The organism is Bacillus sp. FSL M8-0077 (genome assembly GCF_038050255.1).
Lineage (GTDB): Bacteria > Bacillota > Bacilli > Bacillales > Bacillaceae > Bacillus > Bacillus altitudinis.
The window spans coordinates 2895243-2909045 of record NZ_JBBPAF010000001.1 but is presented as its reverse complement, the minus strand read 5'-3'; the positions used below and the strand labels follow the sequence as shown (position 1 = coordinate 2909045).

General features: G+C 44.8%; 7 protein-coding genes, 21 tRNA genes and 2 rRNA genes. 26 read left to right on the top strand and 4 right to left on the bottom strand.

The window, feature by feature from the left end; all coding sequences use genetic code 11:
* Positions 1-171 precede the first annotated feature (171 nt).
* From NST57_RS15130 to NST57_RS15020, 23 genes are all read left to right on the top strand, one after another.
* Positions 172-3102 (top strand): 23S ribosomal RNA (locus NST57_RS15130).
* Positions 3103-3163: 61 nt separating this feature from the next.
* A 5S ribosomal RNA gene (gene rrf, locus NST57_RS15125) occupies positions 3164-3279 on the top strand.
* 493 nt (positions 3280-3772) lie between these two features.
* A tRNA-Val gene (locus NST57_RS15120) sits at positions 3773-3848 on the top strand.
* Positions 3849-3881: 33 nt separating this feature from the next.
* Positions 3882-3957, top strand: a tRNA-Thr gene (locus NST57_RS15115).
* A gap of 37 nt (positions 3958-3994) precedes the next feature.
* Positions 3995-4070 (top strand) — tRNA-Lys (locus tag NST57_RS15110).
* Between the two features lie 7 nt (positions 4071-4077).
* Positions 4078-4160, top strand: a tRNA-Leu gene (locus NST57_RS15105).
* A gap of 30 nt (positions 4161-4190) precedes the next feature.
* Positions 4191-4262 (top strand) — tRNA-Gly (locus tag NST57_RS15100).
* A 12-nt stretch (positions 4263-4274) separates the two neighbouring features.
* Positions 4275-4360, top strand: a tRNA-Leu gene (locus NST57_RS15095).
* 11 nt (positions 4361-4371) lie between these two features.
* Positions 4372-4448 (top strand) — tRNA-Arg (locus NST57_RS15090).
* Between the two features lie 7 nt (positions 4449-4455).
* Positions 4456-4532 (top strand) — tRNA-Pro (locus NST57_RS15085).
* Positions 4533-4540: 8 nt separating this feature from the next.
* A tRNA-Ala gene (locus tag NST57_RS15080) sits at positions 4541-4613 on the top strand.
* 26 nt (positions 4614-4639) lie between these two features.
* A tRNA-Met gene (locus NST57_RS15075) sits at positions 4640-4713 on the top strand.
* A gap of 4 nt (positions 4714-4717) precedes the next feature.
* Positions 4718-4794 (top strand) — tRNA-Ile (locus tag NST57_RS15070).
* Positions 4795-4801: 7 nt separating this feature from the next.
* Positions 4802-4894: transfer RNA gene (locus NST57_RS15065), tRNA-Ser, on the top strand.
* Between the two features lie 22 nt (positions 4895-4916).
* Positions 4917-4993 (top strand) — tRNA-Met (locus NST57_RS15060).
* Positions 4994-5008: 15 nt separating this feature from the next.
* Positions 5009-5085, top strand: a tRNA-Asp gene (locus NST57_RS15055).
* A gap of 17 nt (positions 5086-5102) precedes the next feature.
* Positions 5103-5175: transfer RNA gene (locus NST57_RS15050), tRNA-Phe, on the top strand.
* Between the two features lie 24 nt (positions 5176-5199).
* Positions 5200-5275, top strand: a tRNA-His gene (locus NST57_RS15045).
* Between the two features lie 11 nt (positions 5276-5286).
* A tRNA-Gly gene (locus tag NST57_RS15040) sits at positions 5287-5360 on the top strand.
* A gap of 16 nt (positions 5361-5376) precedes the next feature.
* A tRNA-Ile gene (locus NST57_RS15035) sits at positions 5377-5453 on the top strand.
* A 6-nt stretch (positions 5454-5459) separates the two neighbouring features.
* A tRNA-Asn gene (locus NST57_RS15030) sits at positions 5460-5534 on the top strand.
* A 3-nt stretch (positions 5535-5537) separates the two neighbouring features.
* Positions 5538-5628, top strand: a tRNA-Ser gene (locus tag NST57_RS15025).
* A gap of 7 nt (positions 5629-5635) precedes the next feature.
* Positions 5636-5707 (top strand) — tRNA-Glu (locus NST57_RS15020).
* Positions 5708-5807: 100 nt separating this feature from the next.
* Here NST57_RS15020 and NST57_RS15015 read toward each other — a convergent pair.
* The 4 genes from NST57_RS15015 to NST57_RS15000 all read right to left on the bottom strand — a co-directional run bounded on the left by NST57_RS15015 (position 5808) and on the right by NST57_RS15000 (position 9452).
* Positions 5808-6997 (bottom strand): IS3 family transposase gene (locus tag NST57_RS15015; RefSeq protein WP_445818773.1). Its coding sequence is split into 2 segments (ribosomal slippage): positions 5808-6709 and positions 6709-6997, totalling 1191 coding nucleotides; the frame shifts between segments, so codons are not numbered across the junction.
* A 99-nt stretch (positions 6998-7096) separates the two neighbouring features.
* Positions 7097-7573, bottom strand: a complete 477-nt coding sequence (locus NST57_RS15010) for a TspO/MBR family protein (RefSeq protein WP_008342900.1) — start codon at positions 7571-7573, stop codon at positions 7097-7099.
* Positions 7574-7660: 87 nt separating this feature from the next.
* Positions 7661-8395: a TraR/DksA C4-type zinc finger protein gene (locus NST57_RS15005; RefSeq protein WP_341298785.1), complete on the bottom strand. Its 735-nt coding sequence runs from the start codon at positions 8393-8395 to the stop codon at positions 7661-7663.
* Positions 8396-8513: 118 nt separating this feature from the next.
* On the bottom strand, positions 8514-9452 hold the full coding sequence (locus tag NST57_RS15000) for a 1,4-dihydroxy-2-naphthoate polyprenyltransferase (RefSeq protein ID WP_142155824.1): 939 nt from the start codon (positions 9450-9452) through the stop codon (positions 8514-8516).
* 382 nt (positions 9453-9834) lie between these two features.
* Here NST57_RS15000 and NST57_RS14995 point away from each other — a divergent pair, with 382 nt between their 5' ends.
* Genes NST57_RS14995 through menH form a run of 3 tightly spaced genes read left to right on the top strand, consistent with a single transcriptional unit; the run spans position 9835 to position 13803 of the window.
* Entirely contained in the window at positions 9835-11253 is a 1419-nt protein-coding gene (locus NST57_RS14995; protein WP_142155823.1) for an isochorismate synthase, read from the top strand.
* A complete protein-coding gene (gene menD, locus NST57_RS14990; protein ID WP_341298784.1) occupies positions 11246-12988 on the top strand; it encodes a 2-succinyl-5-enolpyruvyl-6-hydroxy-3-cyclohexene-1-carboxylic-acid synthase in 1743 nt (580 codons plus the stop codon). The genes NST57_RS14995 and menD overlap by 8 nt, the downstream gene beginning before the upstream one ends.
* Positions 12973-13803 carry a 2-succinyl-6-hydroxy-2,4-cyclohexadiene-1-carboxylate synthase gene (menH, locus tag NST57_RS14985; protein WP_142155821.1) on the top strand — a complete coding sequence of 277 codons (831 nt, stop codon included), beginning with the start codon at positions 12973-12975 and terminating at the stop codon, positions 13801-13803. Before menD ends, menH begins: the two co-directional genes overlap by 16 nt.

Here is a 13803-nt window from a genome sequence, read left to right as displayed (position 1 = left end):
GGAGCAGCGTACGTTTTTCGTCTTGTTTAGTTTTGAAGGATCAACCCTTCAAAACATGTCTCTAGCGAGACAGGATTGTTCTTTGAAAACTAGATAACAATAAGTAATACATTCACATTGAATGCAATGCAAAGTTCATCACACATAGTGATTCTTTCTAAAGTAAGAAATGGTTAAGTTAGAAAGGGCGCACGGTGGATGCCTTGGCACTAGGAGCCGATGAAGGACGGGACGAACACCGATATGCTTCGGGGAGCTGTAAGCAAGCTTTGATCCGGAGATTTCCGAATGGGGAAACCCACTGCTCGTAATGGAGTAGTATCCATACTTGAATACATAGAGTATGAGAAGGCATACCCGGGGAACTGAAACATCTAAGTACCCGGAGGAAGAGAAAGCAAATGCGATTCCCTGAGTAGCGGCGAGCGAAACGGGAACAGCCCAAACCAAGAGGCTTGCCTCTTGGGGTTGTAGGACACTCTATACGGAGTTACAAAGGAACGATATAAGCGAAGAGGTCTGGAAAGGCCCGCCAAAGAAGGTAACAGCCCTGTAACTGAAATGTTGTTCTCTCCAGAGTGGATCCTGAGTACGGCGGAACACGTGAAATTCCGTCGGAATCCGGGAGGACCATCTCCCAAGGCTAAATACTCCCTAGTGACCGATAGTGAACCAGTACCGTGAGGGAAAGGTGAAAAGCACCCCGGAAGGGGAGTGAAATAGATCCTGAAACCGTGTGCCTACAAGTAGTCAGAGCCCGTTAACGGGTGATGGCGTGCCTTTTGTAGAATGAACCGGCGAGTTACGATCCCGTGCAAGGTTAAGCAGAAGATGCGGAGCCGCAGCGAAAGCGAGTCTGAATAGGGCGCATGAGTACGTGGTCGTAGACCCGAAACCAGGTGATCTACCCATGTCCAGGGTGAAGTTCAGGTAACACTGAATGGAGGCCCGAACCCACGCACGTTGAAAAGTGCGGGGATGAGGTGTGGGTAGGGGTGAAATGCCAATCGAACCTGGAGATAGCTGGTTCTCTCCGAAATAGCTTTAGGGCTAGCCTCAAGGTAAGAGTCTCGGAGGTAGAGCACTGATTGGACTAGGGGCCCCTACCGGGTTACCGAATTCAGTCAAACTCCGAATGCCGATGACTTATCCTTGGGAGTCAGACTGCGAGTGATAAGATCCGTAGTCGAAAGGGAAACAGCCCAGACCGCCAGCTAAGGTCCCAAAGTATACGTTAAGTGGAAAAGGATGTGGAGTTGCTTAGACAACCAGGATGTTGGCTTAGAAGCAGCCACCATTTAAAGAGTGCGTAATAGCTCACTGGTCGAGTGACTCTGCGCCGAAAATGTACCGGGGCTAAACGTATCACCGAAGCTGCGGACTGTTCTTACGAACAGTGGTAGGAGAGCGTTCTAAGTGCAGTGAAGTCAGACCGGAAGGACTGGTGGAGCGCTTAGAAGTGAGAATGCCGGTATGAGTAGCGAAAGACGGGTGAGAATCCCGTCCACCGAATGCCTAAGGTTTCCTGAGGAAGGCTCGTCCGCTCAGGGTTAGTCGGGACCTAAGCCGAGGCCGAAAGGCGTAGGCGATGGACAACAGGTTGATATTCCTGTACCACCTCCTCACCATTTGAGCAATGGGGGGACGCAGGAGGATAGGGTAAGCGCGGTATTGGATATCCGCGTCCAAGCAGTTAGGCTGGGAAATAGGCAAATCCGTTTCCCGTGAAGGCTGAGCTGTGATGGCGAGCGAAATTTAGTAGCGAAGTTCCTGATTCCACACTGCCAAGAAAAGCCTCTAGCGAGGTGAGAGGTGCCCGTACCGCAAACCGACACAGGTAGGCGAGGAGAGAATCCTAAGGTGATCGAGAGAACTCTCGTTAAGGAACTCGGCAAAATGACCCCGTAACTTCGGGAGAAGGGGTGCTTCTTAGGGTGTTAAAGCCCCGAGAAGCCGCAGTGAATAGGCCCAGGCGACTGTTTAGCAAAAACACAGGTCTCTGCGAAGCCGTAAGGCGAAGTATAGGGGCTGACGCCTGCCCGGTGCTGGAAGGTTAAGAGGAGCGCTTAGCGTAAGCGAAGGTGCGAATTGAAGCCCCAGTAAACGGCGGCCGTAACTATAACGGTCCTAAGGTAGCGAAATTCCTTGTCGGGTAAGTTCCGACCCGCACGAAAGGCGCAACGATCTGGGCACTGTCTCAACGAGAGACTCGGTGAAATTATAGTACCTGTGAAGATGCAGGTTACCCGCGACAGGACGGAAAGACCCCGTGGAGCTTTACTGCAGCCTGATATTGAATGTTGGTACAGCTTGTACAGGATAGGTAGGAGCCTTGGAAACCGGAGCGCTAGCTTCGGTGGAGGCATCGGTGGGATACTACCCTGGCTGTATTGACCTTCTAACCCGCTGCCCTTATCGGGCAGGGAGACAGTGTCAGGTGGGCAGTTTGACTGGGGCGGTCGCCTCCTAAAATGTAACGGAGGCGCCCAAAGGTTCCCTCAGAATGGTTGGAAATCATTCGCAGAGTGTAAAGGCACAAGGGAGCTTGACTGCGAGACCTACAAGTCGAGCAGGGACGAAAGTCGGGCTTAGTGATCCGGTGGTTCCGCATGGAAGGGCCATCGCTCAACGGATAAAAGCTACCCCGGGGATAACAGGCTTATCTCCCCCAAGAGTCCACATCGACGGGGAGGTTTGGCACCTCGATGTCGGCTCATCGCATCCTGGGGCTGTAGTCGGTCCCAAGGGTTGGGCTGTTCGCCCATTAAAGCGGTACGCGAGCTGGGTTCAGAACGTCGTGAGACAGTTCGGTCCCTATCCGTCGCGGGCGCAGGAAATTTGAGAGGAGCTGTCCTTAGTACGAGAGGACCGGGATGGACGCACCGCTGGTGTACCAGTTGTTCTGCCAAGGGCATCGCTGGGTAGCTATGTGCGGACGGGATAAGTGCTGAAAGCATCTAAGCATGAAGCCCCCCTCAAGATGAGATTTCCCATTCCGCAAGGAAGTAAGATCCCTGAAAGATGATCAGGTTGATAGGTCTGAGGTGGAAGCGTGGTGACACGTGGAGCTGACAGATACTAATAGATCGAGGACTTAACCTATATTCTAATGTGAAGCTTGAACATTGTTATCTAGTTTTGAGAGAACATTCTCTCCATCAGGTTTGGTGGCGATAGCGAAGAGGTCACACCCGTTCCCATACCGAACACGGAAGTTAAGCTCTTCAGCGCCGATGGTAGTTGGGGGTTTCCCCCTGTGAGAGTAGGACGCCGCCAAGCTTTTCAAAGGATCAGTTCCAGTCGGAACTGGTCTTTTTTGTTATCTAATTGATATGTTGTATGATTCAGATTGATTTAATTGACGACAAGTGTGCAGATTCTCTCAAACAACGAGAAAGTCTGTGAGAATGTTCACTTTTAAATGCAGAGAAAAACAATAGAGAGAAAGAATAGCAGGTGTATAAGTCTATTTTATTCAAATCATAACATACATTGCTTTTAACAGTTAAAATGAATAAATATCTATATCATTAAAGTATAAAAGTTGAAAGGCTGCTGATATTTTTAAAGGATTTGCTCGTTTTTAAATATAGAAAAGAGAAATACAGCTGTTAAACGCTGAATTGAAGCTGTTTTGACTGAGAACATGAACATCATCTGTTAAAAGAAATACGTCATGAAAAATGAAATAAAATTTTTTTAATATAGCCTTTACAAATGAGTAAAACCTGTATATAATAATCTTTGTCGGATCGAGAGATTCCTACATAGTGGAGGATTAGCTCAGCTGGGAGAGCATCTGCCTTACAAGCAGAGGGTCGGCGGTTCGAGCCCGTCATCCTCCACCATATTTATTCTTACATAATGTTAGGATAGATAAAGCCGGTGTAGCTCAACTGGTAGAGCAACTGACTTGTAATCAGTAGGTTGGGGGTTCAAGTCCTCTTGCCGGCACCACTTTCATATGGTAAGATAGACAAGTCGCTTTAAAAGCGAGCCATTAGCTCAGTTGGTAGAGCATCTGACTTTTAATCAGAGGGTCGAAGGTTCGAGTCCTTCATGGCTCACCATTTTCATGCGGGTGTGGCGGAATTGGCAGACGCGCTAGACTTAGGATCTAGTGTCTTTATGACGTGGGGGTTCAAGTCCCTTCACCCGCATTGCCAAACAACATAAAGAAATCCTGTAATGCGGAAGTAGTTCAGTGGTAGAACACCACCTTGCCAAGGTGGGGGTCGCGGGTTCGAATCCCGTCTTCCGCTTATACCATCCACGCCGGGGTGGTGGAATTGGCAGACACACAGGACTTAAAATCCTGCGGTAGGTGACTACCGTGCCGGTTCAAGTCCGGCCCTCGGCATTATAAAATAAGCGCCCGTAGCTCAATTGGATAGAGCGTTTGACTACGGATCAAAAGGTTAGGGGTTCGACTCCTCTCGGGCGCGCCATTAAGATCGGGAAGTAGCTCAGCTTGGTAGAGCACTTGGTTTGGGACCAAGGGGTCGCAGGTTCGAATCCTGTCTTCCCGACCATCTTTTATGGGGCCTTAGCTCAGCTGGGAGAGCGCCTGCCTTGCACGCAGGAGGTCAGCGGTTCGATCCCGCTAGGCTCCACTTTTTCAAAGGTTATTTTATATCATGGCGGTGTAGCTCAGCTGGCTAGAGCGTACGGTTCATACCCGTGAGGTCGGGGGTTCGATCCCCTCCGCCGCTATAAAGGACCTTTAGCTCAGTTGGTTAGAGCAGACGGCTCATAACCGTCCGGTCGTAGGTTCGAGTCCTACAAGGTCCACCATCTATACGGAGGAATACCCAAGTCCGGCTGAAGGGATCGGTCTTGAAAACCGACAGGGGTGTCAAAGCCCGCGGGGGTTCGAATCCCTCTTCCTCCGCCATATTTTTTAAAAATAATATCATCGCGGGGTGGAGCAGTTCGGTAGCTCGTCGGGCTCATAACCCGAAGGTCGCAGGTTCAAATCCTGCCCCCGCAACCAAATTTTTTCTCTATTGGTCCGGTAGTTCAGTTGGTTAGAATGCCTGCCTGTCACGCAGGAGGTCGCGGGTTCGAGTCCCGTCCGGACCGCCATTTTCAAATGAATACATGGCTCGGTAGCTCAGTTGGTAGAGCAACGGACTGAAAATCCGTGTGTCGGCGGTTCGATTCCGTCCCGAGCCACTTTTATAAATAAATATCAGTATGGCGGTTGTGGCGAAGTGGTTAACGCACCAGATTGTGGCTCTGGCACTCGTGGGTTCGATTCCCATCAATCGCCCCATACATATTTTTGCGGGTGTAGTTTAGTGGTAAAACCTCAGCCTTCCAAGCTGATGTCGTGGGTTCGATTCCCATCACCCGCTCCATTTGCATATCGTTCATGGGCCTGTAGCTCAGCTGGTTAGAGCGCACGCCTGATAAGCGTGAGGTCGGTGGTTCGAGTCCACTCAGGCCCACCATGACTTTCCGCAGTAGCTCAGTGGTAGAGCTATCGGCTGTTAACCGATCGGTCGTAGGTTCGAATCCTACCTGCGGAGCCAAATGGAGAAGTACTCAAGTGGCTGAAGAGGCGCCCCTGCTAAGGGTGTAGGTCGCGCAAGCGGCGCGAGGGTTCAAATCCCTCCTTCTCCGCCATTTTTCTGGCCCGTTGGTCAAGCGGTTAAGACACCGCCCTTTCACGGCGGTAACACGGGTTCGAATCCCGTACGGGTCATTTTTTAAAGAGGTCTAATAAAGACCTCTTTTTTATTTTCCGCAAAACGAAAGACCGCCATCATGGTCTTACCCCTGTCAAGTAGACAATTATAAAAAGCCTAACCTGCCAGTGTGTGACGGTATTCTACCGGAGCACACTGGTTTAATTTTTTCTGAAATCGATCGTGATTATAGAATTGAATGTAATCTTCTATGCTTTTATGAAGCTCTTCTTCCGTTTGACACGAAGAAAAGTAAGTGTTCTCTGTTTTGAGATGGGAGAAAAATGATTCGATACAGGCATTATCCAGGCAGTTTCCCCTTCGGGAATGACTGCCCTTCAAACCAACGTTTTCTAGTCGCTTTTGATATGCTTTTGTTGTGTATTGAAATCCTTGATCTGAATGAAGTAGGGCTCCTTTGACATCCCGCAGGGATGTCAAGTTCTTTAATGTCTCCATGACCAGTTCAAGATCATTTCGTTTTGACAGTTTCCATGCGACGATTTCATTGTTGTATAGATCTTGTATAGCTGAAAGATAATAAAAGTGATGCTGGCAAGCGATATAGGTAATATCAGTCACATATAGCTGATTGTATTGATTGGCTTTAAATTTTCGGTTTAATCTGTTTGGATGGACAACCGAAGCTTGTCTTCCGAAATACCGCCGTTTTTTTCGAATGATTGATTGGATGTTCATCTCTTTCATCAACCTGTAGACACGCTTATGGTTGATGCGAAATCCTTCTTTCTTTAAAGCGATTGTCACCCGAGGATAGCCATAGAAGGGTCTTGAATGATGAATGGCCATGATGTGTTCTTTGAGGATTTGTTCTTTCAGTTGTCGTTCCATTCGAATCTTTTGATTCTTACGCCATTTATAGTACCCAGATCGTGATACTTTGGCGATGCAGACGAGCCATGTCAACGGAAAAAAACTCTTTAATTCGTGAACAACTTCAAACCTCACATTCTTTAAAATCCATCCTCTCCGTGTAGATTTGGATAACGCTTTTTTAAGTATTCTACCTGTGCCTTTAAATAATCTCTTTCTTCTTCCACATTTTTAAACATGAACTTGGGACGTCCGTTAAAAGGATTTTCTGACTTTGTATGTTTTCCTCTTTGATCTTCAAAAGATTGCCCCTCACGAAATTTTCTGACCCAACTTTTTAACTGAGTGGAGCTTTTGATACCTAATTCTTCAGACAATGACTGATAACTTTTGTTTCCTTCTTCGTACATTTTGACAGCTTTCATCTTAAATTCTTTAGAATATTGTTGAAATTGTTGTCCTTTTCTCGCCATAAAAAATCCCCTCCAAGTATAGTGTAACAGCCAAGATATGTTCTTGGGCTTTTTACACTGTCTACTTAGAGGGGATAATATCATCATAGCGGTCTTTTCTTACATATTCATGGAATAGATCGTATAAGACAAGTATGTCGCAAAGAATCCCCATAAAACATAGGGAATCAATAAAATTGGAACAACATTGCTTAGTTTACGTGAGACGATGACAAGTGCGAGTGCTGTCAGTGCCACTAGCAGGCAGTCAATCGTAGCTGCAAATAAATCTTTTTGTGTAAATTGAAAAAAGCTAAAAGCTTGATTGAATACATAATTTAAAAGAAAAAGGATCCAAAAGGGTAATGTGATTTTTTGAAAACCATACTTTGCATAAATGATGGCGGCAGATAACGAAATGAGGGCGAATAAGACAGCCCAGACTGCACCGATGACACCACCACTAGGTGTCCATTCAGGTTTATTTAGTGCGTCATACCATTCTCTGTCGATAGGGAACAGGAACCCTGCAATAGAAAATAATGCGTATGTAATAAAGAAGACGATAACCGCCCAAATGATACTTTTTTTAGCCATTCAGAAATCTCCTCCCAATCAATTCACTCTTCAACTTATTTCCCAATTATTACATGATATAAACATCAAGCCCCCAATATGTGGGGACTAATGATTTTTTTTAGTATAAGGTTCTTCTTCGTACGGCTTCAAGTCACCAAACACCGTCATGACACCTTCTTCATCTAATGCTTCTTCATAAGCTTCGTGTGCTTTATTTGGATAGACCTTGCTTGCTTTACCTTCAATATCAGCAGCTGCGAACCCTTCATAGTCTTCCACATCATCTTCATCTTCTGATTGTGTATAGACATCATCGTATGTCAATGGAGGAAATTCCATATCGGATGGGGTATCAGAGTTTCCATAGCGTTCTACATCTTGGTAGGCATCTTCGCCATCATATGCAGCACTTTCTTCATTTTCAAATTGCCCTGAGGGCGGACTTAATAAGTCCTCTTCAATGGGACGGTTTTGTGAAACAGTCTGTTCTTTGGAATGCTCTGTGCATGTGACAGCGGTGGGAAGGGCTTCTAAGCGCTCTTTAGGAATAGGGGCTTTACACACTTTACACAAACCATAAGAGCCGTCTGCCATTGCTTGGAGTGCTTCATTGATATCGGATAGGTGCTCATGTTCCAAACTGTTTAAGGCAATGTCTTTTCCGCGTTCGAATAGTTCTGTCCCTTGATCGCCAGGGTGGTTATCATAGGCTGACAGTTCACCCACTGAATCATAAGGAAATGATACTTTTTGTTCATCGTCATGGCTTTTGGCTTCAATTTCTTGTTTTTCATCGAGAAGTCGCTGCTTCAACTGATGTAATTCGTTTTTAGACAACAAAGCGATCACCCTTTCATATCAAACATATTGTTAGTATGAGCAAGTTTTCATGTAAGACTTGTGCCAATTTGAAGCAATTCTTCAATAAAAAACGCCTGCGGCTGCAGGCGTTTTAATGTTATGCGAAATAGTATTGTAAGATCAATGCGATCGTTAACAGGAAACCAAAAAACGTATTGGTTTGTGCTGTCGACTTCATGGCATTCATTAATTCAATTGGTTTTACTTTTTGCTTAAATTCTTTAATGGCTGTATAAGCTTTTGGCACACTGAGTAAGACAAGAAGACTCCAAAGACCCACGATATCCATAAAGATATAAACAAAAATGAGTACATATGAGATCACAAACATGGAAAGCAGGATGTTGACTGCCGCTTTACGTCCAGCTAGGATAGCAAGTGTTTTTCGTCCATTCTCTTTATCACCGTCTAAATCACGGATATTGTTCGACAGTAAGATGGCACCAACTAAAATAGAGATGGGTAATGAAATGAGCACAGCTTTTGATGTCAATGTTCCTGTTTGGATATAGAAACTAATTAAAATGATGCCTAGTCCCATAAAAGCACCTGATACAAGTTCTCCAAATGGTGTATAAGCAATTGGTACAGGGCCGCCGGTATAAAAATAGCCTGCTGCCATACAAACCAGTCCTATGAGTGCAATCCACCAGCTAGACATCATGCAAATATAGATCCCAAGTAATAAAGAAAGCGCGAATAAGGCATAAGCGAGGCCTAAAACTGTTTTTGGTTTTACACCGTTTCTTACTATCGCTCCGCCGATACCGACAGATTTCTCGTTGTCCAATCCGCGGACATAATCAAAGTACTCATTAAACATGTTCGTTGCAATTTGGATAAACATCGATGCAAATAGCATAGCTAAAAATAGCCCAACATGTATTTGACCACTCGGAAGTGCTAAGACAGTTCCTAAAGTAACGGGAATAAATGCCGCTGTTAATGTATGCGGTCGTAGTAAATTCCACCAAATACGCCAGTTTTTATCAGGCTTAATTGGTGAAAGCTGATCTGATATCGATTGATGCTGCATAAAATATACTCCTTTAAATACAAAAATACGTACACGTCCAAATTCCAGTTTAGCAAAGTTCAAAAAGGTGTCAATATATTGATGCGATGAAAGAAGAAAAAGATGTTTGCTAATCGTTCCCATCTAGAGAGAAAGCTTGATCTTTGAACAGGTCTTACCATTTTTCATGAGATGTTCTCATTTCAATAAGCGGGAGCGAAAAAATCTTGAAAGCGTGATATAATAAGGATTCGAGGTTTTAAAAGCTGTTTTCTTTACTAAGTTCATCTGTTAAGGTTTATAATAGAAAAGCAGGTCATTCGACATACTCGAATGTTCATGTATTTTTTTACATGATGGTTTTATTTTATATGTTATTTCATGGATTTTGGAGGAATGTATCATGGTGACAACAGTGCAAAGTACTTTCCGGCAGGAAGCGCTTGCGACATTAGAAGAAGCGAATAACGTCAACCATGCTGTTTTGATAAGCTACTCCAGAAGAGTTGACGATCTGGATCCTCTTGCCTTTTTCCAAAGCGGCGAAGCGGATTTTTTAGGCGAGCGGTTTTTTTGGTCTGATCCAGAAAGCCAAATGATATTTTCTGGACTTGGGAGAGCGGCCGTGATTAAATCATCAGAGCAAGGCAAAGAACGATTCAATATCGTCCATCAAGAATGGGAACAGCTGAAACAGCATATGTTCCATTTTCATGATGAGAAGGAGTTAAAGCAAGCGGCAGTTGGTCCGCTTTTATTTGGAGGATTTTCATTTGATCCATATGAAGAGAAGGCGCGTCACTGGGAAGCATTTGGCGAGGCTCATTTTTTTGTGCCATCGATGATGCTGACTGTTTCAAAAGAAGGCACGTTTCTAACGATCAATGAATGGAACGAGGTGGACGGAAATGTTCATCAGCTCATTCAAGAGTTAGAACAGAAAGCTTCTAATTTTGATGCATTGCCTGCCAGAAATCATGGACAAGCTGAGCTTGTTCATATGGAAGAATTAGATGTCCAGGAATGGATGAAAGCAATCCATGAAGCGACAGAACACATTCGTGTGAACGAATATGAAAAGGTTGTTTTAGCAAGAGAAGTCTTGCTTCACTATAAAAATCAAATAGAACTCGCTCCACTATTAGCAGAATTACTAAGACATCAAACAACGAGTTATGTATTTGCTATAGAGCAGGGAAGACAAGCGTTTGTCGGGGCGACGCCTGAACGTTTAGTGAAAAAAAGCGGCGGTGAAGTTTTTTCATCCTGTTTGGCAGGTTCCATTGTACGTGGTCAAAATGAAGTAGAAGATCAGGCACTAGGTGAGGAACTGCTTCATGATGAGAAAAATTTGATTGAACATCAAATTGTCGTAAATATGATTGAGCAGGCATTTGAAGCAAACTGCCATCATGTGCATAAGCCAAACCAACCAAGTCTTTATAAAACGAAAAACATTCAGCATTTATTTACACCCATTGTGGGAGAAATCAAAAGCAGCTGTTCACTCTTTTCATTAATTGAACAGCTTCATCCAACACCAGCGCTTGGAGGATATCCTAAGGAAAAAGCGGTTGAGGTGATTCGTGAAATCGAACCGCTGAAACGCGGTTGGTATGCGGCGCCAGTGGGTTGGATTGATTCTAAAGACAATGGAGAATTTGCTGTAGCCATTCGATCAGGTCTGATTGAGGAAGACCAAGTTCGTTTGTTTGCTGGATGTGGAATTGTAGAGGATTCCCTTGCAAAACAGGAGTATGAGGAAACGCAAGTGAAATTAAGACCAATGCTGTCTGCTCTTGGGGGTCATCCTATTGAATAATCAAATTATGACAACATATATTGGCAGATTAATGGATGAATTTGTGCAAAGTGGTGTGAAGGAGGCAGTTGTTTGTCCTGGCTCCCGTTCAACACCGCTTGCGATGCTGGCTCTTGCCCATCAAGAAATCAATGTCCATGTGTTAGTGGATGAACGGTCTGCTGCTTTTTATGCACTGGGTCTTGCGAAAGCGAGCCAAACACCAGTGCTACTCATTTGTACATCAGGTACGGCAGCTGCTAACTTTTATCCAGCCGTTGTCGAGGCACATTATTCCCGGGTACCACTGATTGTTTTAACTGCTGATCGGCCGCACGAATTGAGGGAGGTTGGGGCACCTCAAGCGATTGATCAGCAATTCTTATTCGGTAAGTTTGTTAAATGGTTCACAGACTTGGCCTTGCCAGAAGAAAGCCAAACGATGCTTCGATATGTTCAAACTGCTGCTGCTAGGGCAAGTCATGTGTCAATGCAGGAGCCAAAGGGACCAGTTCAAGTGAATGTGCCGCTGAGAGAACCGTTGTTACCTGACTTGTCTATTGATCCTTTTGATAGAGAAGAAGGAGCCGCAAATAAAGTATTAGCAGCAGGTCAAGCTCGTCCGGATGATTGGGTTATGTCAGAATTAGTGTCTATCATGAACAAAGCGGCAAAAGGAATCATTGTTGCTGGTGAACTTCACTCGCCGGAAGAGCAGGCGTCAGTGTTACGTCTTGCAAAAGCTTTGCATCTGCCAATTTTAGCTGACCCACTTTCTCTTTTGCGAAATGGACATGAAAGTGAAGAATACATCATAGATGCATACGATTCTTTGTTAAAAGATAAGGCATTGCAGGAGCACCTCTTGCCTGAAATGGTCATTCGTTTTGGACCGATGCCTGTGTCTAAGCCTTTATTTAAGTGGCTGGAAAAGCATGCGGAAGTGAAGCAGATTGTCGTCGATGCTGCGGGTGGTTATCGAGATCCTGGTTTAAGCGCATCATACATGATTGAAAGTCATGCAGCCTCTTTTGTAGAAGAAGTCTTGAATAGAGCGGAAAAGCGTCAAGATACATCTTACTTACGACGCTGGCAGAGTGTTAATTCTTCTTTTAGAATGCATGCAAATCAATACAATGATGAGGACCTGACATTTGAGGGAAATGTGTATCGTCAGCTGCAGCACCTTTTGCCCAAAGAGAGTGTGCTCTTTATCGGAAATAGTATGCCTATTCGAGATGTCGATACATTTTTTGAAACGCAGTCAAAACCGTTTCGAATGATGGCGAATCGTGGAGCAAATGGCATTGATGGTGTTGTGTCCACAGCTCTTGGAACATATGCAGCCTTGAAACAACCCATTACCTTGGTCATCGGTGATTTGTCTTTTTACCATGATATGAACGGTCTTCTTGCAGCTAAGCTAATGGACATTCCGCTCACGGTTGTGTTGTTAAACAATGATGGAGGAGGAATCTTTTCTTTCCTTCCGCAGGCATCCGATGAACCGTATTATGAAAAACTCTTTGGTACGCCGACTGGGTTGAATTTTGAGTATGCATCAAAGCTATATGGGGGAACCTATTCGAAGCCGACAACGAAAGAAGAGTTAAAAAATGTGTACTTGGCACATATTCAAGAACCTGGGCTTCATTTAATTGAAATTGAAACTGACCGGCATTCTCGCGTAGGCAAACATCGCCAAATGATGGACGAGATATTGAGGGAAGTGAAAAAAGAATGCCTTCACTCATAATACGAATGCATGATGGTGTGGCGTATGAGGTGCTAGACCATAACCCATCTGCTGAAAATGCCACGTTATGTTTACATGGCTTTACAGGGAGTGCAGCTTCTTGGGCTTTTTTGAATACTTATACAGATAAACATACGAGATTGATTCAAGTCAGCTTGCTTGGACATGGCCACACAGACTCACCAAAGAGTATAAGAAGATATGCAATGTCCCAGCAGCTGGCAGATCTTGCTGAGATTTTAGATCAATTAAAGCTTCACAAAGTGAACATTCTCGGATATTCTATGGGAGGGCGTATTGCTTTATCATTTGCCTCCCGTTATCCAGAACGTGTAAACAAGCTGATTCTTGAGAGTACATCTCCAGGGCTGAACTCTTTCAAAGAGCGGATGGCCAGGCTGAATCATGATCATCAGCTTGCTCAAAAGATCAGACATGAAGGATTAGCTCAGTTTGTGGATTTTTGGGAGAACATTCCGCTGTTTGCTTCACAGAAATCCTTGCCAGCGGACAGGCTAACGCAACTGAGAGAGGGCAGGCTAAAAGCCGATCCTAACGGACTAGCTCGCAGCTTAGAAGGTATAGGAACCGGTTCACAGCCGTCTATGTGGGAAGCATTAGAACAGATAAAACAGCCCGTTTTACTCATTTGCGGAACACTTGATAAAAAGTTCTGTCACATCGCCAAACGTATGCAGCAGGCGCTTGAATACAGTCAATTCACAGTAGCAGAGCATGCCGGGCATACAGTTCATGTGGAACAACCACATTTTTTTGGTAAAATAGTAAGTGAGTTTATTTTATCGCAAGATTAG

Coding starts and splice junctions, on each gene's coding strand:
- NST57_RS15010 (WP_008342900.1), bottom strand. CDS start 7,573: ATGGCTAAAAAAAGTATCATTTGGGCGGTTATCGTCTTCTTTATTACA.
- NST57_RS15000 (WP_142155824.1), bottom strand. CDS start 9,452: ATGCAGCATCAATCGATATCAGATCAGCTTTCACCAATTAAGCCTGAT.
- NST57_RS14995 (WP_142155823.1), top strand. CDS start 9,835: ATGGTGACAACAGTGCAAAGTACTTTCCGGCAGGAAGCGCTTGCGACA.
- menH (WP_142155821.1), top strand. CDS start 12,973: ATGCCTTCACTCATAATACGAATGCATGATGGTGTGGCGTATGAGGTG.